This window comes from Lelliottia jeotgali, assembly GCF_977070485.1.
In genome coordinates this window covers 131,091-155,781 of the sequence record NZ_CDRVFO010000010.1, presented here as the reverse complement: position 1 = coordinate 155,781, position 24,691 = coordinate 131,091, and the positions used below count along the sequence as shown (strand labels likewise).

General features: G+C 62.7%; 23 protein-coding genes. 17 read left to right on the top strand and 6 right to left on the bottom strand.

The window, feature by feature from the left end; all coding sequences use genetic code 11:
• Nucleotides 1–67: 67 nt before the first annotated feature.
• From nuoC to nuoN, 11 genes are all read left to right on the top strand, one after another.
• Nucleotides 68–1,849 (top strand): NADH-quinone oxidoreductase subunit C/D, encoded by a 1,782-nt coding sequence (nuoC, locus tag ACW4TB_RS16700; RefSeq protein WP_012313768.1) that lies wholly within the window; start codon nucleotides 68–70, stop codon nucleotides 1,847–1,849.
• Nucleotides 1,850–1,851: 2 nt separating this feature from the next.
• Nucleotides 1,852–2,349, top strand: a complete 498-nt coding sequence (gene nuoE / locus ACW4TB_RS16695) for an NADH-quinone oxidoreductase subunit NuoE (protein ID WP_012313767.1) — start codon at nucleotides 1,852–1,854, stop codon at nucleotides 2,347–2,349.
• Nucleotides 2,346–3,722 carry an NADH-quinone oxidoreductase subunit NuoF gene (gene nuoF, locus ACW4TB_RS16690; protein WP_012313766.1) on the top strand — a complete coding sequence of 459 codons (1,377 nt, stop codon included), beginning with the start codon at nucleotides 2,346–2,348 and terminating at the stop codon, nucleotides 3,720–3,722. The genes nuoE and nuoF overlap by 4 nt, the downstream gene beginning before the upstream one ends.
• 132 nt (nucleotides 3,723–3,854) lie before the next feature.
• Nucleotides 3,855–6,569: an NADH-quinone oxidoreductase subunit NuoG gene (gene nuoG, locus ACW4TB_RS16685; protein WP_279928530.1), complete on the top strand. Its 2,715-nt coding sequence runs from the start codon at nucleotides 3,855–3,857 to the stop codon at nucleotides 6,567–6,569.
• Nucleotides 6,566–7,573 carry an NADH-quinone oxidoreductase subunit NuoH gene (nuoH, locus tag ACW4TB_RS16680; protein WP_012273297.1) on the top strand — a complete coding sequence of 336 codons (1,008 nt, stop codon included), beginning with the start codon at nucleotides 6,566–6,568 and terminating at the stop codon, nucleotides 7,571–7,573. The genes nuoG and nuoH overlap by 4 nt, the downstream gene beginning before the upstream one ends.
• 11 nt (nucleotides 7,574–7,584) lie before the next feature.
• Nucleotides 7,585–8,133, top strand: a complete 549-nt coding sequence (nuoI, locus tag ACW4TB_RS16675) for an NADH-quinone oxidoreductase subunit NuoI (protein ID WP_003251442.1) — start codon at nucleotides 7,585–7,587, stop codon at nucleotides 8,131–8,133.
• Between the two features lie 10 nt (nucleotides 8,134–8,143).
• The gene (gene nuoJ, locus ACW4TB_RS16670) at nucleotides 8,144–8,644 is read left to right on the top strand and encodes an NADH-quinone oxidoreductase subunit J (protein WP_012313764.1); all 501 of its coding nucleotides are present in this window, start codon (nucleotides 8,144–8,146) and stop codon (nucleotides 8,642–8,644) included.
• Between the two features lie 3 nt (nucleotides 8,645–8,647).
• Nucleotides 8,648–8,956, top strand: coding sequence for an NADH-quinone oxidoreductase subunit NuoK (gene nuoK, locus ACW4TB_RS16665; protein WP_008096201.1), 309 nt, complete (start codon nucleotides 8,648–8,650; stop codon nucleotides 8,954–8,956).
• The gene (gene nuoL, locus ACW4TB_RS16660; RefSeq protein ID WP_012313763.1) at nucleotides 8,953–10,806 is read left to right on the top strand and encodes an NADH-quinone oxidoreductase subunit L; all 1,854 of its coding nucleotides are present in this window, start codon (nucleotides 8,953–8,955) and stop codon (nucleotides 10,804–10,806) included. Before nuoK ends, nuoL begins: the two co-directional genes overlap by 4 nt.
• Nucleotides 10,807–10,846: 40 nt before the next feature.
• Nucleotides 10,847–12,379, top strand: a complete 1,533-nt coding sequence (nuoM, locus tag ACW4TB_RS16655) for an NADH-quinone oxidoreductase subunit M (RefSeq protein WP_012313762.1) — start codon at nucleotides 10,847–10,849, stop codon at nucleotides 12,377–12,379.
• Nucleotides 12,380–12,386: 7 nt separating this feature from the next.
• On the top strand, nucleotides 12,387–13,856 hold the full coding sequence (gene nuoN / locus ACW4TB_RS16650; protein WP_012313761.1) for an NADH-quinone oxidoreductase subunit NuoN: 1,470 nt from the start codon (nucleotides 12,387–12,389) through the stop codon (nucleotides 13,854–13,856).
• A gap of 74 nt (nucleotides 13,857–13,930) precedes the next feature.
• On the opposite strand, the gene ACW4TB_RS16645 is transcribed toward nuoN, so the two are convergent.
• Nucleotides 13,931–14,206: an ogr/Delta-like zinc finger family protein gene (locus tag ACW4TB_RS16645; protein ID WP_012313760.1), complete on the bottom strand. Its 276-nt coding sequence runs from the start codon at nucleotides 14,204–14,206 to the stop codon at nucleotides 13,931–13,933.
• 201 nt (nucleotides 14,207–14,407) lie between these two features.
• Here ACW4TB_RS16645 and ACW4TB_RS16640 point away from each other — a divergent pair, with 201 nt between their 5' ends.
• A complete protein-coding gene (locus ACW4TB_RS16640) occupies nucleotides 14,408–14,794 on the top strand; it encodes a helix-turn-helix domain-containing protein (RefSeq protein WP_254467488.1) in 387 nt (128 codons plus the stop codon).
• Here ACW4TB_RS16640 and ACW4TB_RS16635 read toward each other — a convergent pair.
• Nucleotides 14,791–15,153 carry a hypothetical protein gene (locus tag ACW4TB_RS16635; protein ID WP_012313758.1) on the bottom strand — a complete coding sequence of 121 codons (363 nt, stop codon included), beginning with the start codon at nucleotides 15,151–15,153 and terminating at the stop codon, nucleotides 14,791–14,793. The genes ACW4TB_RS16640 and ACW4TB_RS16635 overlap by 4 nt on opposite strands.
• A gap of 7 nt (nucleotides 15,154–15,160) precedes the next feature.
• Complete coding sequence (locus ACW4TB_RS16630; RefSeq protein WP_012313757.1) at nucleotides 15,161–15,409, bottom strand: response regulator transcription factor; 249 nt, start codon at nucleotides 15,407–15,409, stop codon at nucleotides 15,161–15,163.
• Between the two features lie 230 nt (nucleotides 15,410–15,639).
• On the opposite strand from ACW4TB_RS16630, the gene ACW4TB_RS16625 reads away from it, so the two are divergent.
• Nucleotides 15,640–17,706 (top strand): TonB-dependent receptor family protein, encoded by a 2,067-nt coding sequence (locus ACW4TB_RS16625; protein ID WP_279928519.1) that lies wholly within the window; start codon nucleotides 15,640–15,642, stop codon nucleotides 17,704–17,706.
• 28 nt (nucleotides 17,707–17,734) lie between these two features.
• Here the strand turns inward: ACW4TB_RS16625 and ACW4TB_RS16620 are convergent, their stop codons facing one another.
• The gene (locus ACW4TB_RS16620) at nucleotides 17,735–18,799 is read right to left on the bottom strand and encodes an AI-2E family transporter (RefSeq protein ID WP_012313755.1); all 1,065 of its coding nucleotides are present in this window, start codon (nucleotides 18,797–18,799) and stop codon (nucleotides 17,735–17,737) included.
• 129 nt (nucleotides 18,800–18,928) lie between these two features.
• Between ACW4TB_RS16620 and trhP the strand changes: the two genes are divergently transcribed.
• The 4 genes from trhP to ACW4TB_RS16600 all read left to right on the top strand — a co-directional run bounded on the left by trhP (nucleotide 18,929) and on the right by ACW4TB_RS16600 (nucleotide 22,346).
• Entirely contained in the window at nucleotides 18,929–20,290 is a 1,362-nt protein-coding gene (gene trhP / locus ACW4TB_RS16615) for a prephenate-dependent tRNA uridine(34) hydroxylase TrhP (protein WP_012313754.1), read from the top strand.
• Nucleotides 20,291–20,406: 116 nt separating this feature from the next.
• Complete coding sequence (locus ACW4TB_RS16610) at nucleotides 20,407–20,835, top strand: DUF411 domain-containing protein (RefSeq protein WP_012313753.1); 429 nt, start codon at nucleotides 20,407–20,409, stop codon at nucleotides 20,833–20,835.
• Nucleotides 20,835–21,272: a YqaA family protein gene (locus ACW4TB_RS16605; protein WP_039604685.1), complete on the top strand. Its 438-nt coding sequence runs from the start codon at nucleotides 20,835–20,837 to the stop codon at nucleotides 21,270–21,272. Before ACW4TB_RS16610 ends, ACW4TB_RS16605 begins: the two co-directional genes overlap by 1 nt.
• A 75-nt stretch (nucleotides 21,273–21,347) precedes the next feature.
• Nucleotides 21,348–22,346: an alpha/beta fold hydrolase gene (locus tag ACW4TB_RS16600; RefSeq protein WP_012313751.1), complete on the top strand. Its 999-nt coding sequence runs from the start codon at nucleotides 21,348–21,350 to the stop codon at nucleotides 22,344–22,346.
• A gap of 50 nt (nucleotides 22,347–22,396) precedes the next feature.
• On the opposite strand, the gene ACW4TB_RS16595 is transcribed toward ACW4TB_RS16600, so the two are convergent.
• Entirely contained in the window at nucleotides 22,397–23,497 is a 1,101-nt protein-coding gene (locus ACW4TB_RS16595; protein ID WP_012313750.1) for an extracellular solute-binding protein, read from the bottom strand.
• Nucleotides 23,497–24,606: an agmatine deiminase gene (aguA, locus tag ACW4TB_RS16590; protein WP_012313749.1), complete on the bottom strand. Its 1,110-nt coding sequence runs from the start codon at nucleotides 24,604–24,606 to the stop codon at nucleotides 23,497–23,499. Before aguA ends, ACW4TB_RS16595 begins: the two co-directional genes overlap by 1 nt.
• Nucleotides 24,607–24,691 lie beyond the last annotated feature (85 nt).

Here is a 24,691-nt window from a genome sequence, read left to right as displayed (position 1 = left end):
CCGCCCGCTCCCCAAGGAGCCGGCGGCCTGGCTTCATTCTTAACGTTGACCCAAAGCGACCGAGACCATGACAGCGGACAACGCTATTTTCATTCCGCCTTACAAGGCTGACGACCAGGATGTGGTCGTCGAACTGCACAACCGTTTTGGCGCCGAAGCATTCGTCGCCCAGGAAACCCGCACCGGCATGCCCGTGCTGTGGGTCAAGCGCGCCCAGCTCAAAGAGGTGCTCAGCTTCCTGCGCGGTGTTTCCAAGCCTTACAGCATGCTGTACGACCTGCACGGTGTCGATGAACGCCTGCGCACCCAGCGCCGCGGCCTGCCTGCCGCCGATTTCAGTGTGTTCTACCACCTGCTGTCGGTCGAGCGTAACAGCGACGTGATGATCAAGGTGTCGCTCAGCGAAGGCGACCTGAACCTGCCGACCGTGACCGGCATCTGGCCAAACGCCAACTGGTACGAGCGCGAAGTCTGGGACATGTTCGGCATCGACTTTGCCGGCCACCCGCATCTGAGCCGCATCATGATGCCGCCCACCTGGGAAGGCCACCCGCTGCGCAAGGACTACCCGGCCCGCGCCACCGAGTTCGATCCCTACAGCCTGACACTGGCCAAGCAGCAGCTTGAAGAGGAATCGGCACGCTTCAACCCGGAAGCCTGGGGCATGAAGCGTCAGGGTGCCAACGAGGACTACATGTTCCTCAACCTGGGCCCCAACCACCCTTCGGCGCACGGTGCGTTCCGTATCGTCCTGCAGCTGGACGGCGAAGAGATCGTCGACTGCGTACCGGACATCGGCTACCACCACCGTGGTGCCGAGAAGATGGCCGAGCGCCAGTCCTGGCACAGCTTCATCCCCTACACCGACCGTATCGACTACCTTGGCGGGGTGATGAACAACCTGCCGTATGTCCTGGCGGTAGAAAAGCTGGCCGGTATTCAGGTGCCGCAGAAGGTCGACGTGATTCGCATCATGCTCGCCGAGTTCTTCCGCATTACCAGCCACCTGCTGTTCCTGGGTACTTACATCCAGGACGTGGGCGCCATGACTCCGGTGTTCTTCACCTTCACCGACCGCCAGCGCGCCTACACCGTGATCGAAGCGATCACCGGTTTCCGCCTGCATCCGGCCTGGTACCGCATCGGCGGCGTCGCCCACGACCTGCCTCGTGGCTGGGAAAAGTTGGTCAAGGACTTCGTCGAGTGGCTGCCCAAGCGCCTGGACGAATACACCAAGGCCGCCCTGCAGAACAGCATCCTCAAGGGCCGTACCATCGGCGTGGCTGCATACAACACCAAAGAAGCGCTGGAATGGGGCACCACCGGTGCCGGCCTGCGTGCCACCGGCTGCGACTTCGACCTGCGCAAAGCGCGCCCCTACTCCGGCTACGAGAACTTCGAGTTCGAAGTCCCGCTGGCCCACAACGGTGATGCCTACGATCGCTGCATGGTGCGTGTCGAGGAGATGCGCCAGAGTATCCGCATCATCGATCAGTGCCTGCGCAACATGCCGGAAGGCCCGTACAAGGCGGACCACCCGCTGACCACGCCGCCGCCGAAAGAGCGCACTCTGCAGCACATCGAAACCTTGATCACGCACTTCCTGCAAGTCTCGTGGGGCCCGGTCATGCCGGCCAACGAGTCGTTCCAGATGATCGAAGCGACCAAGGGCATCAACAGTTACTACCTGACGAGCGATGGCGGCACCATGAGCTACCGCACCCGGATCCGCACCCCGAGCTACCCGCACCTGCAGCAGATCCCTTCGGTGATCAAAGGCAGCATGGTCGCCGACCTCATTGCGTACCTGGGCAGTATCGACTTCGTTATGGCTGACGTGGACCGCTAAGCATGAACAGCACGCTTATCCAGACAGACCGTTTCGCCCTGAGCGAAACCGAGCGCTCGGCCATCGAGCACGAGATGCACCACTACGAGGACCCGCGCGCGGCGTCCATCGAAGCCTTGAAGATCGTTCAGAAGGAACGCGGCTGGGTGCCGGACGGCGCCATCTACGCCATCGGCGAAGTACTGGGCATCCCTGCCAGCGACGTCGAGGGCGTGGCCACCTTCTACAGCCAGATTTTCCGCCAGCCTGTCGGCCGCCACATCATTCGTGTGTGCGACAGCATGGTCTGCTACATCGGCGGCCACGAGTCGGTGGTCAGCCAGATCCAGAGCGAACTGGGCATCGGCCTGGGCCAGACCACTGCGGACGGGCGTTTCACCCTGCTGCCGGTATGCTGCCTGGGCAACTGCGACAAGGCCCCGGCGCTGATGATCGATGACGATACCTTTGGCGACGTGCAGCCTGCTGGCGTTTCCAAGCTGCTGGAGGGTTACGTATGACCATCACTTCCTTCGGCCCGGCCAACCGCATCGCGCGTTCGGCCGAAACTCACCCGCTGACCTGGCGCCTGCGTGACGACGGCGAGCCGGTGTGGCTCGACGAGTACCAGGCCAAGAACGGCTACGCTGCCGCCCGCAAGGCACTGGCAGAAATGTCCGCCGACGACATCGTGCAGAGCGTCAAGGACTCCGGCCTCAAGGGCCGTGGCGGCGCGGGCTTCCCCACTGGCGTGAAGTGGGGCCTGATGCCCAAAGACGAATCCATGAACATCCGCTACCTGCTGTGCAACGCGGACGAAATGGAGCCCAACACCTGGAAGGACCGCATGCTGATGGAGCAACAGCCCCATCTGCTGGTCGAGGGCATGCTGATCAGCGCCCGCGCCCTGAAGGCCTACCGCGGCTACATCTTCCTGCGTGGCGAGTACACCACTGCGGCGAAAAACCTCAACCGCGCCATCGATGAAGCCAAGGCTGCCGGCCTGCTGGGCAAGAACATCCTCGGCTCGGGCTTCGACTTCGAACTGTTCGTGCACACCGGTGCCGGGCGCTACATCTGCGGTGAAGAAACCGCACTGATCAACTCGCTGGAAGGCCGCCGCGCCAACCCGCGCTCCAAGCCGCCCTTCCCTGCCGCCGTGGGTGTGTGGGGCAAGCCGACGTGCGTAAACAACGTCGAGACCCTGTGCAACGTGCCGGCCATCGTCGCCAATGGCAACGACTGGTACAAGTCGCTGGCCCGCGAAGGCAGCGAGGACCACGGCACCAAGCTGATGGGCTTCTCCGGCAAGGTCAAGAACCCGGGGCTGTGGGAGCTGCCGTTCGGCGTGACCGCCCGTGAGCTGTTCGAAGACTACGCCGGCGGCATGCGCGACGGCTTCAAGCTCAAGTGCTGGCAGCCAGGTGGCGCCGGTACCGGTTTCCTGCTGCCCGAGCACCTCGACGCGCAGATGTACGCCGGCGGCATCGCCAAGGTCGGTACCCGCATGGGTACGGGCCTTGCCATGGCGGTCGACGACAGCGTCAACATGGTTTCGCTGCTACGCAACATGGAAGAGTTCTTCGCCCGCGAATCGTGCGGCTGGTGCACGCCCTGCCGGGACGGCCTGCCGTGGAGCGTGAAAATGTTGCGTTCCCTGGAAAATGGCCAGGGCCGTGCCGAAGACATCGAGACCCTGCTGGGTCTGGTCAACTTCCTCGGCCCAGGCCGTACCTTCTGCGCTCACGCACCCGGTGCCGTCGAGCCGCTGGGCAGTGCCATCAAGTACTTCCGCTCGGAGTTCGAGGCCGGTGTAGCGCCTGAAAGCGCTGGCACCCTGCGCCCGAACCTGGCGAAGCCAATCCAGGCCGGGCCGATTGTAGTCGGCGCATAAAAAGATAGAACGCGGGTGGTCCGTGCCATCCGCCAGCCTGCAGGCCGGCCCGAACGATTCGCGGCGGGCCGCAGGCTTACAGATTTCCATTAGCCACGCCCGCTCACGCGGGCCAACGAAGAACTTTGAACAATGGCCACTATCCACGTAGACGGCAAAGCGCTCGAAGTCAACGGTGCAGACAACCTGTTACAGGCGTGTCTGTCGCTCGGCCTCGACATCCCCTATTTCTGCTGGCACCCGGCGCTTGGAAGCGTTGGCGCCTGTCGGCAGTGTGCGGTCAAGCAGTACACCGACGAGAACGACACCCGTGGTCGTATCGTCATGTCCTGCATGACCCCTGCCTCCGACGGCACCTGGATTTCCATCGACGATGACGAATCCAAGGCGTTTCGCGCCAGCGTCGTCGAATGGCTGATGACCAACCACCCGCACGACTGCCCGGTGTGCGAGGAAGGCGGCCACTGCCACCTGCAGGACATGACGGTAATGACCGGCCACAACGAGCGCCGCTACCGTTTCACCAAGCGTACCCACCAGAACCAGGACCTCGGCCCGTTCATCGCTCACGAGATGAACCGCTGCATCGCCTGCTATCGCTGCGTGCGCTACTACAAGGACTACGCAGGCGGTACCGACCTGGGTGTCTATGGCGCCCACGACAACGTGTACTTCGGCCGCGTTGAAGACGGCGTGCTGGAAAGCGAGTTCTCCGGCAACCTGACCGAGGTCTGCCCGACCGGCGTGTTCACCGACAAGACCCACTCCGAGCGCTACAACCGCAAGTGGGACATGCAGTTCGCCCCGAGCATCTGCCACGGCTGCTCCAGCGGCTGTAACATCAGCCCGGGCGAGCGCTACGGCGAGCTGCGCCGGATCGAAAACCGTTTCAACGGCTCGGTCAACCAGTACTTCCTGTGCGACCGTGGCCGCTTCGGTTATGGCTACGTAAACCGCACCGACCGCCCACGCCAGCCACGCCTGGCCGATGGCACCAAGCTGGGCCTGGACGCTGCCCTGGACAAGGCCGCCGACCTGCTGCGCGGCCGTACCATCGTAGGTATCGGCTCGCCCCGCGCCAGCTTGGAAAGCAACTACGGCCTGCGCGAGCTGGTCGGTGCCGACTACTTTTACTCGGGTATGGAAGCCGGTGAGCTGGCCCGCGTACGTCTGGCCCTGGACGTGCTGAACAACAGCCCGCTGCCGGTGCCGACCCTGCGCGACATCGAAGACCACGACGCAGTGTTCGTGCTCGGCGAAGACCTGACCCAGACCGCCGCCCGCGTTGCCCTGGCCGTGCGCCAGGCCACTAAAGGCAAGGCAGAAGCCATGGCCGAGGCCATGAAAGTGCAGCCTTGGCTCGACGCTGCAGTGAAGAACATCGGCCAGCACGCGCTGTACCCGCTGTTCATCGCCAGCCTGGCTGAAACCAAGCTGGACGACGTCGCCGAAGAATGCGTGCACGCCGCCCCCGCCGACCTTGCGCGCATCGGCTTCGCCGTGGCCCACGCCATCGACCCGAGCGCCCCGGCCGTTGCAGGTCTGGACGACGAAGCCCTGGCCCTGGCCAAGCGCATCGCCGACGCCCTGGTCGCCGCCAAGCGCCCGCTGGTGGTGGCCGGTACTTCGCTGGCCGACCCTGCGCTGATCGAAGCTGCCGCGAACATCGCCAAGGCCCTGAAGCTGCGCGAGAAAAACGGCTCGCTGAGCCTGGTCGTACCTGAGGCCAACAGCCTTGGCCTAGCCATGCTCGGTGGCGAGTCCGCCGATGCCGCGCTGGATGCGGTCATCAGCGGCAAAGCCGACGCCATCGTGGTGCTGGAAAACGACCTGTACACCCGCGTACCGGCCGCCAAGGTCGATGCCGCCCTGGCAGCTGCGAAGGTCGTCATCGTCGCCGACCATTCCAACACTGCCACCCTGGAGCGTGCCCATCTGGTGCTGCCGGCGGCCTCGTTCGCCGAAGGCGACGGTACCCTGGTCAGCCAGGAAGGCCGTGCCCAGCGCTTCTTCCAGGTGTTCGACCCGCAGTACCTGGACAGCAGCATCCTGGTTCACGAAGGCTGGCGCTGGATGCACGCCCTGCGTGCCACCCTGCTGAACAAGCCGGTCGACTGGACCCAGCTGGACCACGTCACCAGCGCCTGCGCCGAAGCCGCCCCGCAACTGGCCGGCATCGTCAACGCGGCACCTTCGGCGGCGTTCCGCATCAAGGGCATGAAGCTGGCCCGTGAGCCGCTGCGCTACTCCGGCCGTACCGCGATGCGCGCCAACATCAGCGTGCACGAGCCACGCACCCCGCAGGACAAGGACACCGCGTTCGCATTCTCCATGGAAGGCTACTCGGGCTCCGCCGAACCGCGCCAGCAGGTGCCGTTCGCCTGGTCGCCGGGTTGGAACTCGCCGCAAGCCTGGAACAAGTTCCAGGACGAGGTCGGCGGCCACCTGCGCGCCGGTGACCCAGGCGTACGCCTGATCGAATCGCAAGGCGACCGCCTGAACTGGTTCGACGCCATTCCGGGCGCCTTCAACCCGGCACGTGGTACCTGGACCGCAGTACCGTTCTTCCACCTGTTCGGCAGCGAAGAAAGCTCCTCGCGCGCTGCACCGGTTCAAGAGCGCATCCCTGCCGCCTACGTGGCACTGGCCAAGTCCGAGGCCGACCGCCTGGGCGTCAACGAAGGGACTCTGCTGAGCCTGAACGTGGCCGGTGTGGCCCTGCGCCTGCCGCTGCGCATCAATGAAGAACTGGGCGCTGGCCTGGTCGCGCTGCCCAAAGGCCTGGCCGGCATCCCGCCGGCCATCTTCGGTGCATCCGTCGAAGGTCTGCAGGAGGCAGCACAATGAGCTGGTTCACCCCCGAAGTGATCGATGTGATCATCCAGGTCGTCAAGGCTATCGTGGTGCTGCTGGCCGTAGTGGTCTGCGGCGCACTGCTCAGCTTTGTCGAGCGCCGCCTGCTGGGCTGGTGGCAGGACCGTTACGGCCCGAACCGTGTCGGCCCGTTCGGCATGTTCCAGATCGCCGCCGACATGCTGAAGATGTTCTTCAAGGAAGACTGGAACCCGCCCTTCGTCGACAAGATGATTTTCACCCTGGCGCCGGTCGTGGCCATGAGCGCGCTGCTGATCGGTTTCTCGATCATCCCGATCACACCGGGCTGGGGCGTTGCCGACCTGAACATCGGCCTGCTGTTCTTCTTTGCCATGGCCGGCCTGTCGGTCTACGCGGTGCTGTTCGCCGGCTGGTCGTCGAACAACAAGTACGCCCTGCTGGGCAGCTTGCGTGCGTCGGCACAGACCGTGTCGTACGAAGTGTTCCTGGGCCTGGCGCTGATGGGCGTGGTGGTGCAGGTGGGCTCGTTCAACATGCGTGACATCGTTGAATACCAGGCCCAGAACCTGTGGTTCATCATTCCGCAGTTCTTCGGCTTCTGCACCTTCTTCATCGCCGGCGTCGCCGTGACTCACCGTCACCCGTTCGACCAGCCGGAAGCGGAACAGGAACTGGCCGACGGCTACCACATCGAGTATGCCGGCATGAAATGGGGCATGTTCTTCGTCGGTGAGTACATCGGCATCATCCTCATCTCGGCGCTGCTGGTGACCCTGTTCTTCGGTGGCTGGCACGGCCCGTTCGGCATCCTGCCGCAAGTGCCGTTCCTGTGGTTCGCGCTGAAAACCGCGTTCTTCATCATGCTGTTCATCCTGCTGCGCGCTTCGATCCCGCGCCCACGCTATGACCAGGTGATGGACTTCAGCTGGAAGTTCTGCCTGCCGCTGACCCTGATCAATTTGCTGGTGACCGCTGCGATCGTGCTTTACAACACGCCAGCCGTCGCGGCCCAGTGAGGATTTGACCCATGTTCAAATATATCGGCGACATCGTTAAGGGCACCGGCACTCAGCTGCGCAGCCTGGCAATGGTGTTCTCCCACGGGTTCCGCAAGCGCGACACCCTGCAGTACCCCGAAGAACCCGTGTACCTGCCGCCGCGCTATCGCGGGCGCATCGTCCTTACCCGCGACCCCGACGGCGAGGAGCGCTGCGTAGCGTGCAACCTCTGCGCGGTGGCCTGCCCGGTCGGCTGCATCTCGCTGCAGAAGGCCGAGACCGAGGACGGCCGCTGGTACCCGGAGTTCTTCCGCATCAACTTCTCGCGCTGCATTTTCTGCGGCCTGTGCGAGGAAGCGTGCCCGACCACCGCGATCCAGCTGACTCCGGATTTCGAAATGGCCGAGTTCAAGCGTCAGGACCTGGTGTACGAGAAAGAAGATCTGCTGATCTCCGGCCCCGGCAAGAACCCTGACTACAACTTCTACCGTGTTGCGGGTATGGCGATCGCTGGCAAGCCGAAAGGCTCTGCACAGAACGAAGCCGAGCCGATCAACGTGAAGAGCTTGCTCCCATAAGGACAGAAAGATGGAATTCGCTTTCTACTTCGCATCCGGGATCGCCGTGGTTTCCACCCTTCGGGTGGTGACCGGCACCAACCCCGTGCACGCCCTGCTCTACCTGATCATTTCGCTGATTTCCGTGGCAATGATCTTCTTCGCCCTGGGTGCGCCGTTCGCCGGCGCCCTGGAAGTGATCGCCTACGCCGGCGCCATCATGGTGCTGTTCGTCTTCGTGGTGATGATGCTCAACCTGGGGCCGGCCTCGGTCGCCCAGGAACGCGGCTGGCTCAAACCCGGCATCTGGGCAGGGCCGGTGATACTCGGCACCCTGCTGCTGCTGGAGCTGCTGTACGTGCTGTTCGTCACCCCGAGCGGTGCCGGCATCAGCGGCACCACCGTGGGCCCGAAAGAAGTGGGTATCAGCCTGTTCGGCCCGTACCTGCTGGTGGTCGAACTGGCCTCGATGCTGCTGCTCGCCGCAGCCGTCACCGCCTTCCACCTGGGCCGCAATGAGGCGAAGGAGTAAATCATGGGTGCTATCCCTCTCGAGCATGGTCTGGCCGTCGCCGGCATCCTGTTCTGCTTAGGTCTGGTTGGCCTGATGGTCCGCCGCAACATCCTCTTCGTGCTCATGAGCCTGGAAGTCATGATGAACGCCTCTGCCCTGGCGTTCATCGTCGCCGGTGCCCGTTGGGTCCAGCCCGACGGCCAGGTGATGTTCATTCTGGTGATCAGCCTGGCAGCCGCCGAGGCCAGTATCGGCCTGGCGATCCTGCTGCAGCTGTATCGCCGCTTCCACACTCTCGACATCGATGCTGCCAGTGAGATGCGCGGATGAACCTTCTCTTCCTGACTTTCGTCTTCCCCCTGATCGGCTTTTTGCTGCTGTCGTTCTCGCGCGGGCGGTTCTCGGAGAACCTGTCCGCCCTGATCGGCGTCGGCTCGGTCGGCCTCTCGGCCGCCGTGGCGGCTTACGTCATCTGGCAATTCAATGTCGCCCCGCCTGAAGGCGGCGCGTACAGCCAGCTGTTGTGGCAGTGGATGTCGGTGGACGGCTTCGCGCCGAACTTCACCCTGTACCTGGACGGCCTGTCGGTCACCATGCTCGGCGTGGTCACCGGCGTGGGCTTCCTGATCCACCTGTTCGCCTCTTGGTACATGCGTGGCGAAGCCGGTTACTCGCGCTTCTTCTCGTACACCAACCTGTTCATCGCCAGCATGCTGTTCCTGATCCTGGGCGATAACCTGCTGTTCATCTACTTCGGCTGGGAAGGCGTGGGCCTGTGCTCTTACCTGTTGATCGGTTTCTACTACAGCAACCGCAACAACGGTAATGCAGCACTCAAGGCTTTCATCGTTACCCGTATCGGCGACGTGTTCCTGGCCATCGGCCTGTTCATCCTGTTCGTCCAGCTGGGTACCTTGAATGTGCAGGAACTGCTGGTGTTGGCACCGCAGAAGTTCCAGGCGGGCGACACCTGGATGGTCCTGGCAACGCTGATGCTGCTGGGTGGCGCGGTCGGTAAGTCGGCCCAACTGCCGCTGCAGACCTGGCTGGCCGATGCGATGGCAGGCCCGACCCCGGTTTCGGCACTGATCCACGCCGCCACCATGGTGACCGCAGGCGTGTACCTGATCGCCCGTACCAACGGCCTGTTCCTGTTGGCCCCGGACATCCTGCACCTGGTCGGTGTGGTCGGTGGTGTGACCCTGGTGCTGGCCGGTTTCGCCGCGCTGGTGCAGACCGACATCAAGCGTATCCTCGCCTACTCGACCATGAGCCAGATCGGCTACATGTTCCTGGCGCTGGGCGTGGGTGCCTGGGACGCGGCAATCTTCCACCTGATGACCCACGCCTTCTTCAAGGCCCTGCTGTTCCTTGCTTCGGGTGCGGTGATCGTTGCCTGCCACCACGAGCAGAACATCTTCAAGATGGGTGGCCTGTGGAAGAAACTGCCGCTGGCCTACGCCAGCTTCGTGGTCGGTGGTGCCGCCCTGGCCGCCCTGCCGATCCTGACCGTAGGCTTCTACTCCAAGGATGAGATCCTCTGGGAAGCCTTCGCCAGCGGTAATACCGGCCTGCTGTACGCCGGCCTGGTCGGTGCGTTCATGACCTCGCTGTACACCTTCCGCCTGATCTTCATCGCCTTCCACGGCGAAGCCAAGACCGAGGCCCACGCCGGCCACGGCATCAGCCACTGGCTGCCGCTGGGCGTGCTGATCGTGCTGTCGACCTTCGTCGGCGCCTGGATCCACCCGCCGCTGGCAGGCGTGCTGCCTGAAAGCGCAGGCCATGCCGGCGGTGAAGCCAAGCACTCGCTGGAGATCGCCTCAGGCGCCATCGCCATCGCCGGTATCCTGCTGTCGGCCCTGCTGTTCCTGGGCAAGCGCCGCTTCGTCAGCGCCGTCGCCAACAGCAGCATCGGCCGCGTCCTTTCGGCCTGGTGGTTCGCCGCCTGGGGCTTCGACTGGATCTACGACAAGCTCTTCGTCAAACCTTACCTGCTGATCAGCCACATCCTGCGCAAGGATCCGGTTGACCGCAGCATCGGCCTGATCCCTCGGATGGCGCGTGGCGGCCACGTCGCCATGAGCAAGACCGAGACCGGCCAACTGCGCTGGTACACCGCCTCGATCGCTGTCGGCGCCGTGCTGGTACTCGGTGCTGTGGTAGTGGCTGCGGTATGACTATGAATCTTGCGACTTTGCCAAAGGAAACCAACCCGTCATGATTTTGCCTTGGCTGATCCTGATCCCTTTCATCGGCGGCTTCCTGTGCTGGCTGGGTGAGCGCTTCGGCTCCACCCTGCCGCGCTGGATCGCGCTGCTGACCATGTCCCTGCTGCTCGGCATCGGCCTGTGGCTGTGGGGCACCGGCGACTACACCCTGGCCCCTGCACCGGGCGCCGAACCTGCCTGGGCACTCGAATACAAGCTCGAGTGGATCAAGCGCTTCGGCATCAGCATCCACCTGGCCCTGGACGGCCTGTCGCTGCTGATGATCCTGCTCACCGGCCTGCTCGGTGTGCTCTCGGTGCTGTGCTCCTGGAAAGAAATCCAGCGCCACGTCGGCTTCTTCCACCTCAACCTGATGTGGATCCTGGGCGGCGTGGTCGGTGTATTCCTGGCCCTGGACCTGTTCCTGTTCTTCTTCTTCTGGGAAATGATGCTGGTGCCGATGTATTTCCTCATCGCGCTCTGGGGTCACAGCTCGGCAGACGGCAAGAAGACCCGGATCTACGCCGCCACCAAGTTCTTCATCTTCACCCAGGCCAGCGGCCTGATCATGCTGGTGGCGATTCTTGGCCTGGTGCTGGTCAACTACAACACCACCGGCGTGCTCACCTTCAACTACAGCGACCTGCTCAAGGCCGAACTGCCGGCTGGCGTCGAATACCTGCTGATGCTGGGCTTCTTCATCGCCTTCGCGGTGAAGCTGCCGGTGGTGCCGTTCCACTCCTGGCTGCCTGATGCGCACGCCCAGGCACCGACCGCAGGTTCCGTAGACCTGGCGGGCATCTTGCTGAAAACAGCGGCCTACGGCCTGCTGCGTTTCGCCCTGCCGCTGTTCCCGAACGCTTCGGCAGAGTTTGCACCGATCGCCATGACCCTGGGCCTGATCGGTATCTTCTACGGTGCCTTCCTGGCCTTCGCGCAAACCGACATCAAGCGCCTGATCGCCTTCTCCAGCGTCTCGCACATGGGCTTCGTACTGATCGGTATCTACTCCGGCAGCCAGCAGGCCCTGCAAGGCGCGGTGATCCAGATGCTGGCCCACGGCCTTTCGGCTGCCGCGCTGTTCATCCTGTCCGGCCAGCTGTACGAGCGCCTGCACACCCGTGACATGCGCCAGATGGGTGGCCTGTGGCACCGCATCGCCTACCTGCCTGCCATCAGCCTGTTCTTCGCTGCTGCATCGCTGGGCCTGCCAGGCACCGGCAACTTCGTTGGCGAGTTCCTGATCCTGATCGGCAGCTTCGCCAGCGTGCCGTGGATCACCGTGATCGCTACCACCGGCCTGGTCTTCGGCTCGGTCTACTCGCTGATCATGATCCACCGTGCCTACTTCGGCCCAAGCAAGAGCGACACCGTGCTGGCCGGCATGGACGGCCGCGAGCTGATCATGGTACTGGGCCTGGCGGTGCTGCTAATCGTGCTTGGTGTGTACCCGCAGCCGTTCCTCGACACTTCTGCCGCCACCATGAGCGGTGTGCAGCAGTGGCTTGGCTCCGCTTTCACTCAACTCGCTTCGGCCCGGTAAGAGCGCTATGGAATTCACCACTCAACACTTCATCGCATTGGCGCCGATGCTGATCACCACCATCACCACGGTGGTGGTGATGCTGGCGATCGCCTGGAAGCGCAATCACTCGCAGACCTTCCTGTTGTCCACCGTGGGCCTGAACCTGGCCCTGTTGTCGATTCTGCCGGCGCTGAAGGTTGCGCCGCTGGCGGTCACCTCGCTAATCACCATCGACAAGTTCGCCTGCCTGTACATGGCCATCGTACTGGTGGCTACGCTGGCCTGCGTCACACTGGCTCACGCCTATCTCGGTGAAGGCTCCAAGGGTTTCCCGGGCAACCGTGAAGAACTTTACCTGCTGCTGTTGATGTCGGCTCTCGGTGGCCTGGTGCTGGTCAGCGCCAACCACTTGGCCGGCCTGTTCATCGGCCTGGAGCTACTGTCGGTACCGGTCTACGGCCTGGTGGCGTACGCCTTCTTCAACAAACGTTCGCTGGAAGCCGGCATCAAGTACATGGTGCTGTCGGCCGCAGGCTCGGCCTTCCTGCTGTTCGGCATGGCCCTGCTGTATGCCGATGCCGGCAGCCTGAGCTTCGACCAGATCGGTAAAAGCCTGGCCGCCACCAGCATGCCAAGCCTGGTGGCCCAACTGGGCCTGGGCATGATGCTGGTCGGCCTGGCCTTCAAACTGTCGCTGGTACCCTTCCACTTGTGGACCCCGGACGTGTACGAAGGCGCCCCGGCACCGGTCGCCGCATTTTTGGCCACCGCGAGCAAGGTCGCAGTGTTCGCCGTGGTCGTACGCCTGTTCATGCTCTCCCCTGCTGCCAGCAGCGGCGTGCTGAGTACTGTTCTGGCGGTGATAGCGGTCGCATCGATCCTGGTGGGTAACCTGCTGGCGCTGACCCAGAGCAACCTCAAGCGTCTGCTCGGTTACTCGTCCATCGCCCACTTCGGTTACCTGCTAATCGCCCTGATCGCCAGCAAGGGCCTGGCCATGGAAGCGATGGGCGTGTACCTGGTCACCTACGTGATCACCAGCCTGGGTGCGTTCGGTGTCATCACCCTGATGTCCTCGCCTTACGGCGGCCGTGATGCCGATGCGCTGTACGAATACCGCGGCCTGTTCTGGCGCCGCCCGTACCTGACTGCAGTACTGACCGTGATGATGCTGTCGCTGGCCGGTATCCCGCTGACCGCTGGCTTCATCGGCAAGTTCTACATCATCGCCACTGGCGTCGAGTCGCACCTGTGGTGGCTGGTCGGTGCCCTGGTGGTCGGTAGCGCCATCGGCGTTTACTACTACCTGCGCGTGATGGTCACCCTGTACCTGGTCGAGCCGAACCTGCGCCGCCACGATGCGCCGCTGAAGTGGGAACAGCGTACTGGCGGCGTGATGCTGCTGGCGATCGCCATTCTCGCTTTCGTACTGGGTGTATACCCGCAGCCATTGCTGGAAATGGTCCAGCAGGCTGGCCTGCAACTGATCGGCTGATCGAACAGGCAATACCAAACACCCCGCTCATGCGGGGTGTTTTTTTATCTGCGCTGCAAGCAGTGCCGGCTACGCTACCGTTCCGCTTGCCTGCCAGACGCAACATCTTCACTGCGGCGCAGTGCCGTCCTGCGTAAATCACTGCTGGCCGATGGCAAGTACACATCCGGATTAGGCATTCCACTGGGTGACAGTTCATGGGTCATTTCGAACTCGGCCCTCACCGACCAGCCACACGCCTCCGTGGTGCATTGCAAATAGGCCACTCTGAGGAAAATGTGGCGCCCTTCGCTGGTGCGTATGCGCATCCGGCTATGGCAGTGGGGACAGACCAGTTTGTAAGTACTCACGGTAGATACCTGTAAAGGCCGAGCAATGGCAAAGGCTGTAAGGTTGATCGTCCGTTTGTGTCAGTATTGTCTACGGTATTAGAAGGGGTTTTCATCAAACTGCTGTTCATGCCGATAAAGTTCCTCATATTGCAGGGTTAATATTCGTAACGAGTAGTTTAAGCCTAGGGAATGTCATTAAACCAGCCATGGATATCTGTCATGAGTAGCCGTTTTTTCGCCTCGGTGCTGGCCCGCCTCAAGCAACTTACCCAGTCAGAAAGCGACGCCCAGCTGGCCAGGGCGCTTGATGTAAGCCCGCAGACACTGAGCAGCTGGAAGGTACGTGACAGCATCCCATACTCATTGTGCGTAGAAATGGCTCGTCAGCATGCTTGCTCGCTGGACTGGCTGCTGATGGGTGAGCGCAAGGGTACCTCGCACACCGGTGAAGACTGGGAAGTTGACATCCTCGAACGCTTGCGCAGCCTTTCATACGCCGATCGCGAGGCAACGCTGCTATACATCAAGGACAAACAGCGCATCCAGGAGCTGGAGAAGAAACTGGATGCACTTGCCTACCGTGTGCAGGATACCTCCGAGGGCTAACTGCGACGGCGCCAACGCTGCACGATTTCTCGAAGGTCCACCGCATCCAGCCACACCATGACCTTGAGGCTGATCGGGACCACCACGACCGCAGCAACGAAAGCAGCCATGCCCCGGGAAAGCATGGGAGCCAAAGCTTGCAACAGCGGCTCGAACAGGTAGCCCACGCCAACGGTGAGAAGAGCCAGCAAGGCTTGCTTGCCCAACGTAAGCCGCTTGCGCGAAATGATGACCAGCCGATCACGTGCCGCGCTCACCAGTAAAGCGCCCAACACTGCACCGAAAAGCACCCGCCCGTCGCGTTCGAGCCACTCCACAACGCTGGACAAGGCACCATCAATCAATGCGACTTCATTCATGAGTGCCTCACTGCTCTGCGAGCATGCCGTAGCGAATGGCCTTGATCACGGCGGCGACGCGCGTTGATACATCGAATTTGCGCAGGATGTTGCCCACATGGAAATTAACCGTCGATTCCTGGCACTGCAGGATCTGACCGATTTCCCACGAACTCTTGCCATAGGCGCACCACAGCAATACCTGCTGCTCTCTCGGGGTCAGGCGAATAGGCGTATCCGCTTGGCTATCTTCGATCTGTTGCGTGTTGGCTTTCATCACCGAACTCCAAAAAATCATCGCCAGTTCACGTCAGCTATCGGGCTGACGCGGTAGGACTCCACCTTACGAATCCCAAAACACGTGTGCCATTCATACGGGTTGTAGATCGCCGTCCTACACAGCCGTCCTAAAATGGCTGCTTTCAATTAACTGAAACTCTCCGTGCTCTGCACGGCGTTTCGCTCGTCACAACGCCGTTGCCTGCCCTTTTCACCTGGAGTTGTACGATGCGCCCCGTGTTGCCCCCCTCACCCTGCATTGGCTTTGTTGCCCTTTTCACTGTCGCCCAGCACGTGTCTGCCGCGCCTGCGGTCGAACTGGGCGAGGTGCTGATCAGTGACGAAGCACAAAGCGAAATGGAAGACGCCCGCGAGCGCCTGCAGGCAGTGCCCGGTGCCAGCAATCTGGTTGACATGCAGCGCGTGGGGCAAGGACGGGTGGCCAGCAACCAGGACGTGCTGGCCTACCAGCCGGGGGTGTTCGCCCAGTCTGCTGGTAACGATGGCATCAAGCTTTCCATCCGCGGATCAGGCATCAACCGTGCGCCAGGAGCCCATGGTTCAGGGGTGTACACGATGTTCGACGGCCTGCCGCTGACTGGTCCGGGCGGTACACCTTACGAGCTGTTCGAGCCGCTGTGGCTGAGCCGCGCCGAAGTGCGGCGAGGGGCCAACGGCTTCGATCAGGGCGCGCTGGCGCTGGGTGGGGCAATCAACTATGTGACGCATACCGGCTACGATGCCGCGCCGTTACAGGTGCGGTACGAGGCCGGCAGCCGCGGTTATCAGCACAGGCACGTCAGCTCGGGTCAGGTGTTGGGCAACCTCGACTACTACGTAGCCCTCACCGACTCGGAATATGACGGCTACCAGACGCATAGCAGCGGCAGCGCCAAAGGCATCGCTGCCAACGCTGGTTATCGCTTCAACCCCAACCTGGAAACGCGCTTCTACCTGCGCTACCGGGAAACCGAGAACGAGCTGGCCGGGCGCCTGACCAAGGACCAGATCAAACACGACCCTCGTGCCGCCAACGCCGCCTACCTGGCGCGCGACGACAGCCGGCCGCAACCGGGCAGCACCTGGGTGGCCAACAAAACCACCTTCTACCTTGAGGACGATGCCCGGGTGGAAGCCGGGCTGGTGTACCACGACTTCCCCATGGACCTGCGCGAAGGCCCGATGCGCCTGAAGGTCGCCTACACGGATGTCAGCGGCACCCTTAACTACGTGCGCCGCGACACCTTGCTGGGCCATCAGAGCAACACCACCGTGGGCTGGCGAACCACCAAGCACCTGCCCAACAGCGGCGCCTCGCAGTTTGCCCGCACCACTGGCGACAACTTCGGCGCACGCAGCCGCGACTTCAGCTATCAGGGGTCGGATACCGTCCTGCATGTCGGCAACGATCTGGAGCTGATCCCGGACCTGTGGCTGACCACTGGCCTGGCGATGATCTATACCCGCCGTGAAAGCGCAGTCACCTATCCGCAGAGCGGTGGAAAGGTCAGCCAGCATGACTGGGACTACGCACCGCGCCTGGGCCTGCGCTACGACATCAACCCGCAACTGCAGGTGTATGGCAACCTGAGCCGGTCCGTCGAGCCACCCCACCCATGGTCACTGATCTGGAGCTCCACGGTCGCCACGCAGCCGATCGAACTGCAAAACCAGACAGCCACCACGCTGGAACTGGGCGCGCGCGGCGATTCGGCGCTGGGCCGCTGGGACCTGGCCTGGTACTACTCGCAAGTGCGCCATGAACTGTTGGCCGTTGAAATCGAGGCAGGGCTCCCGGCCAAGGAGGTCAATGCCAGCGCCACCTTGCACCAGGGCGTCGAAGCCGGCCTGGACAGCACCCTCTGGGAGCACCCTGGCACTGGCAAGCTCAGCTTGCGCCAGGCCTACACGTTCAGTGATTTCCACTACCGGGACGATGACACCTTCGGCGATAACCGCCTACCTGGCATTCCCGTGCATTACTACCAGGCCGAACTGCGCTACGACTGGCCAAGCGGCTTCCATGCCGGAATCAACACGCAGATGGCGTCCAAGGTGCAAGTCGATTACGCCAACAGTTACCACGCCGATGCCTACGCCCTGCTCGGTGCGCGCCTGGGCTGGGACTCGCCGAAACAGGACTGGCAGACCTGGCTGGACCTGCGCAACCTGACCAATAAACGCTATGCGGCGACGGTAACGCCGGGGTACGACGATGCAGGGCAGGACATTGCCCGGTCGACGCCAGGGGAAGGGTTTGGCGTATATGCCGGGGTTTCATACAGTTTCCGTTGAAGCGCTGCCTGGGCTGCGCAACAGTCCCCTATTGAGGCAACTGCACCTGCGGTTTGGTCGCGGCGAAAATGCCCCAGCTCGACATGAACAGCGCCGCGATCAGCGGCCCGATCACAAACCCGTTGAGCCCGAATACGGCCAACCCACCCAAGGTGGACACCAGGATCAGGTAGTCGGGCATCCGCGTATCCTTGCCCACCAGGATCGGCCGCAGCAGGTTGTCCACCAGACCAATCACCAGCACGCCAAACGCGGTCAGGATCACCCCTTGCAAGATCGCCCCGGTCAACAGGAAATACGCCGCCACCGGCGCCCAGATGATCCCCGCGCCCACTGCCGGCAGCAGTGACAGAAACGCCATCATCACCGCCCAGACCAGCGCGCTGGGAATATCCAGCACCCAGAAGATGAAACCACCCAAGGCGCCTTGGGTGATCGCCACCAGCACATTGCCCTTCACCGTAGCGCGCACCACACGGTTGAACTTCAACTGCAGGCGGCGCTTCTGGTGCTCTGGCAGCGGCACGGCCAGGCGTACCCGCCGCGCCACGTCCGCGCCCTCACGCAGAAAGAAGAACAGCAGGTAAAGCATGATGCCGAAACTGATCAGAAACTCGAAGGTGCCCTGGCCGAAACTGAAGGCCTGGGTGGCCAGTATCTGGCTACCCTGGGTAGCCCATTTGGTGATCTTGTCGCGCAACCCTTCCAGGTTGCCCATGCCCATGCTGTCCAGGCTGTGCTGCATGAAAGGCGGCAGCATGTTCATGCCGCGCTCGACATAGCCGGCGATATCCAGTTGCCCGCTCTCGATGCGCTGATAAAGGGTGGCGCCCTCCTGCACCAACAAGGCGCTGGTGATGATCACTGGCAAGATGGCCACCAACAGGCAAATCAGCAAGGTGGTCGCCGCCGCCAGGTTACGCCGCCTGCCAAAGCGCATCAGCAGGTTTCGCTGCAGCGGCGCGAACAGTATGCCGAGGATCACCGCCCAGAAGATGGCGCCATAGTACGGCAGCAGGATCCAGCCGAAGGCAATGGTCACCAGCGCCAGCAATACTGCCAGGGCCTTGTTCTGCAAAGCGGTTTGGTTCATGGCGGTTCCTCGTGAGTGCTGGACATTAGTGCACACCACTTTGGTAAAAGTGCCATGCCCACCTTGATTCAAATCAATACGCGCAACGCAGGCTGGCCTTAGCATCCGCGCCTTTGCCCCGGTGCGCACATGAACATCCCCGCCAAGCCTGAACTGCTGGCCCCTGCCGGCACCCTCAAGACCATGCGTTATGCATTCGCCTACGGCGCCGACGCGGTTTACGCCGGCCAGCCACGCTACAGCCTGCGGGTGCGCAACAACGAATTCGACCATGCCAACCTGGCGCTGGGCATCCAGGAGGCCCATGCACAGGGCAAGCGCTTTTACGTTGTGGTGAACATCGCGCCGCACAATGCCAAGCTCAAGACTTTTCTCAAGGACCTGGCGCCGGTGATCGACATGGCGCCCGATGCGCTGATCATGTCCGACCCCGGCCTGATCATGCTGGTGCGCCAGCACTTCCCGCAGATGCCTGTGCACCTCTCAGTACAGGCCAATACGGTCAACTGGGCCAGCGTGCAGTTCTGGCAGCAACTGGGCTTGAACCGGGTGATCCTGTCGCGGGAGCTGTCACTCGAAGAAATCGACGAAATCCGCCAGCACGTGCCTGACATGGAACTGGAAGTGTTCGTCCACGGCGCCCTGTGCATGGCGTACTCTGGCCGCTGCCTGCTGTCGGGCTACCTCAACAAGCGTGATGCCAATCAGGGCACATGTACCAACGCCTGCCGCTGGAAGTACAGTGCCACCCCAGCTATCGAGAACGCTGCTGGCGACATCGTGCGCGAGGTCGAGCCGACGTTGGGCCAGGGCGCACCGACCGATCAGCTGTTCCTGCTGCACGAAAGCAATCGCCCCGGTACCGAGATGCCCGCCTTCGAAGATGAACACGGCACTTACATAATGAATGCCAAGGACCTGCGCGCCATCCAGCACGTCGAGCGGCTGGCGGCCATGGGTGTGCACTCCTTGAAGATCGAGGGCCGCACCAAGTCGCACTTCTACTGCGCCCGTGCGGTGCAGTCGTACCGCCAGGCCATTGACGATGCCGCTGCCGGGCGCCCCTTTGACAGGGCCCTGATGGACAACCTCGAATCGCTGGCCCAACGAGGCTACACCGAGGGTTTCCTGCGGCGCCATGTGCATGACGAGTACCAGAACTACCAGCGGGGCAATTCGCTGTCCGAGCGCCAGCAGTTCGTCGGCGAACTGACCGGTGCACGGGTGGACGGCCTGGCCGAGGTCAAGGTGAAGAACCGCTTCGCAGTAGGCGATCATCTGGAGCTGATGACCCCGCGCGGCAACTATCATTTCGACCTGCACAACCTGTATGGCCGCCACCAGCAGGCCATCGACGTGGCGCCCGGGGACGGCCATGTGGTCTACCTGCCGATCCCGGAGCAGGTAGCACTGGAATACGGCTTGCTGATGCGCGACCTGTGCCAGGACGAACTGGCTGACAAAGGTGTAATGTCCAGTTCAGCCAGCTGACAGTTGCTGGCCAGTACCCTGCCAGCGCATATCGCGCCTGCAAGCCGCCTGCGCTATCCTGCAGCTCATTCGCATGGCGGGCGGGGCGCCTGCCTACCCACAGGAGTCGTTCGACCATGCTGCATAAACACCTGATCGCGCTCGGCCTGCTGGCCATCACCGGCCTGGCCCAGGCTGCCGAAACCATAGACGTCTACCGCGACCCCAACTGTGGCTGCTGCAAGGCCTGGATCAGCCACCTTCGTGACAACGGCTTTACCGTCAACGACCATGTCGAACCGAACATGAGCGCCGTCAAGCAGCGGCTGGGCGTGGCGCCGCGGCTGGCTTCATGCCACACCGGGGTGATCGACGGCAAGTTCGTCGAAGGCCACGTCCCGGCCGAGCAGGTGCGCCTGCTGGCCAAGCGCAACGACCTCAAGGGCCTGGCCGTGCCTGGCATGCCGGTGGGTTCGCCAGGCATGGAAATGGGTGATCGCAAGGACGCCTATCAAGTCATCGGGGTAACCCGGGATGGCCAGGACACCGTAGTCGCCAACTACTGATGCTGAGCCTCTGGGCGCTGTTTCTCAGCGCCTTTGGCGCCGCCACACTGCTGCCGCTGCAATCGGAGGCGGTACTGGTGGGCCTGCTGCTGCGTCAACCCGACGCCTGGCTGACCCTGTTGCTGGTCGCCACCCTGGGCAACGTCCTCGGTTCGGTGGTCAACTGGTTGCTGGGCCGGGCCATCGAACACCTGCGCGACAAGCGCTGGTTCCCGTTCAGCGCCCGTCAACTCGAACGCGCCCAGCAGCGCTATCAGCGCTGGGGGCAATGGTCGCTGCTGCTGAGCTGGATGCCGGTGATCGGTGACCCGTTGACCCTGATTGCCGGGATCATGCGTGAGCCGTTCTGGCGTTTCGTGCTTCTGGTCACGCTGGCAAAGGGCGGGCGTTACATGGTGGTAGCCGTGATTACCTTGGGCTGGTTTCATGCCTGGTAACACCTTTAACGTTTAAGGTGCTTCTGCGGCTGCTAAAGTCGCCAATTCCTACATGGTCCTACACGGAGTGCCCCCATGCTGCGCGCAACCGCCCTGGCCTTGGCCTGCCTCATCGGCGCCCCCGCCATCGCCGCCGAATCACCCACCTACGGCAAGCAGCTCGAAGGCTTTAGCTACCCGCACCCCCTCAAGCATTTCGACTTCCAGTCCCAAGGGCAGAGCCTGCAGATGGGCTACATGGACGTGCCTGCCAAAGGCCAGGCCAACGGCCGCAGCGTGGTGCTGATGCATGGCAAGAATTTCTGCGCCGCCACCTGGGAAACCACTATCGATGCATTGAGTCAGGCCGGTTACCGAGTCATCGCGCCCGACCAGGTCGGCTTCTGCACTTCAAGCAAGCCAGGGTATTACCAATACAGCTTCCATCAGTTGGCCAGTAACACCCATGCCCTGCTGGAGCAGCTGGGCGTCAAGCAAGCGATCATCCTCGGCCATTCCACCGGCGGCATGCTCGCCACCCGTTACGCGTTGATGTACCCGCAACAGGTCGAGCGCCTGGCCATGGTCAACCCGATCGGCCTGGAAGACTGGAAAGCCCTCGGCGTGCCCTACCGCACTGTGGACCAGTGGTATGCCCGCGAACTCAAGCTCGATGCCGACGGCGTGCGTGAGTACGAGCGCAAGACCTACTACGCCGGGCGCTGGAAACCTGAGTACGAGCGTTGGGTCCAGATGCTGGCCGGGCTGAACAAGGGCCCTGGGCATGAAGCCGTGGCGTGGAACTCGGCGCTGATCTACGACATGATCTTCACCCAGCCGGTGTACCACGAGTTCAAGAACTTGAAGATGCCGACCCTGCTGCTGATAGGCGACCAAGACAGCACAGCCATTGGCAGTGACATCGCACCACCCGAGGTCAAGGCGCGGCTGGGCAAGTACAAGGAGCTGGGGCCGCACGTGGCCAAGCTGATTCCACAAGGCGAGTTGGTGACCTTCGAGGGCATGGGGCACGCGCCGCAGATCGAAGAGCCACGGCGCTTCAACAACACCCTGATCGAGTGGCTTGGGCGCTGAAGCTTTAGTGGGGGGCGCCTTGCGCCCCCTTGGCAAACAAGCGGTGCCGGTCAACCCTTGCCGCTTTTCAACCGGCTGAACGCTCGGGTCAGCTCACGGTTGAACGCCTTGCTGTTGTCGTTTTTGCCATACAACCGTGCCCTCACCTGCGCGGGCGGATAAGTGCCCGGCGCATTGCGAATCTGCGCATCCACCAAGCCGTCCGCAGCCGTGATGGCGTTGGCGTAATGAATGGTATCGGTAATCGGCGCAATCACCTCCGGCCGCATCAGGTAGTCCAGCAGCTTCCAGGCTGCCTGGGGATGCGGGGCATCCTTGGGTACCACCAATGCATCCAGCCAGATAAGCGTCCCTTCCTCAGGGATGCTGTACGCCAGGTTGAACGCCTTGCCCGCCTGCTGCGCCTGGGCTTGGGCGATCGCCACGTTGCCGTTCCACGACATAGCCACGCAGGTCTCTGCGTTGGCCAGGTCGTTGATGTTGCGGTCATTGTCGAAGTAGCGGATATACGGGCGAATCTTGCGCAGCTGCAGCTCTGCAGCCTTGAGGTCCTCCAAGCGTTGCTGGTTGATGTCCAGGCCCATGTAACGCATCACCGCGGCGAACACCTCGTTGGGGTCGTTGAGCAGGCTGACCCCGCAGTCGGCGAATTTGGCCACCACCTGCGGGTCGAACAGCATCGCCCAGCTGCCCACTGGCGCCTCGCCCATGCGCGCCGCCACCGCCTGCTGCTGATAACCCACGCCGGTGGTGCCCCAGGCGTAGGTCCCGGCATACCGGTTGCCAGGGTCATACAGTGCCATGTGCTGGCGAAACTCCTCGCCGACACCCGCCAAGTGCGGTAACTGCGCCTTGTCCAGCGGCTGCAGGGCACCGCTGGCAATCGCCCGGCTCAAGTGCTGCCCGGCACTGAGCACCACGTCGTAGCCACTGCCGCCGGTAAGCAACTTGGTCTCTGCGGTTTCCAGCGAGTCGAAGTGGTCGGCAACCACCCGAATGCCGGTTTCCTTCTCGAAGTTGGTCAACGTGTCCGGGGCAAGGTATTCGCCCCAGATATACAAGTTGACGGTCGGCTGTTGTGCGTCGGCCGCCTGGGCCACCGACGCCACGCAGCCCAAGGCGAGTGCTGCCGCGAGCAGGGTCAGGTTCATCAGCGGCGGCCTCCGGCGTATTGAGGCATGGTGATGCAGGCGACATTGCCGCCACCGAGCAGGATTTCCCGCGAATTGTCGATGCCAATGATACGGTGGCCGGGGAACAGTTCAGCCAGGGTGGCCTGGGCTACGCTGTCGTTGCGGTCACCGAACAGCGGCACGACGATGGCCGTGTTGCCGGCGTAGTAGTTGATGTAGGAGGCACAGATCCGGGTGCCGGCCTCCCGCACGTGCGTGCCTTCGACCTGATCCAGCCCGGCAGCTTCCTCGGCCGTCCACTGCAGCACCTCGGGCTGGGGCAGCTTGTGAACTTTGAGTTCCCGCCCGCGAGCATCGCGGGTGCTGCGCAATATATCGTAAGCCTCCTGGTAGATCTCCCACTGTGGGTCTTCACGGTTGTCGGTCCATTGCAGCACCACTTCACCGGGCCGCGCGAAACACGCCAGGTCGTCGACGTGGCCATCGGTTTCGTCGAACTTGCAACCGCGCGGCAGCCAGATCACCTGGTCGGCACCCAGGTAGTCCTCAAGCCGGCGCGTGACTTCATCCTTGCCCAGGTGGGCATTGCGGTTACGGTTGAGCAGGCACTGTTCGGTGGTCAAGAGGCTGCCCTGGCCGTCGCTCTGGATGCCGCCGAGTTCGGCAATCAATGGCGCACGATAGCGGTCCAAACCTTCGATTTCGAGGATTTTCTGGGCGATCTGGTCGTCCTTGTCCCACGGGTAATAAAGGCCGCCGTCCAGGCCGCCGTAGGCATTGAATTCGAAGTCCACACCGCGCACTTCGCCGCTGCTGTCGTTGACCACGAAGCACGCGCCGCTGTCTCGGAACCAGGTGTCGTTGCAGGTCATTTCCACCACCCGCACCTGCGCTGGCAGCAAGCGCCGGGCATTGGCGTACTGGGCAGCAGACGCGCAAACCGTGACCGGTTCGCTGGACGCGATGGCGGTGGCAATTTCGACCCAGACCTTTTGCGCCGGCTTACCGCCATTGCGCCACACATCTGGCCGCTCGGGCCAACCGAGCCAGCAGCCTGCCTTATGTTCGAATTCGCCAGGCAAGCGGAAACCATCGCCCTTGGGCGTGGTGGTGAGCGAACGTGCCATGGGTCAACCTCATGTCGGTGAGTGATGCCTGCACGCTACGCTGGCCGGCCTGACTCATCCAACGATGAAAACTCAGCGATAGTTG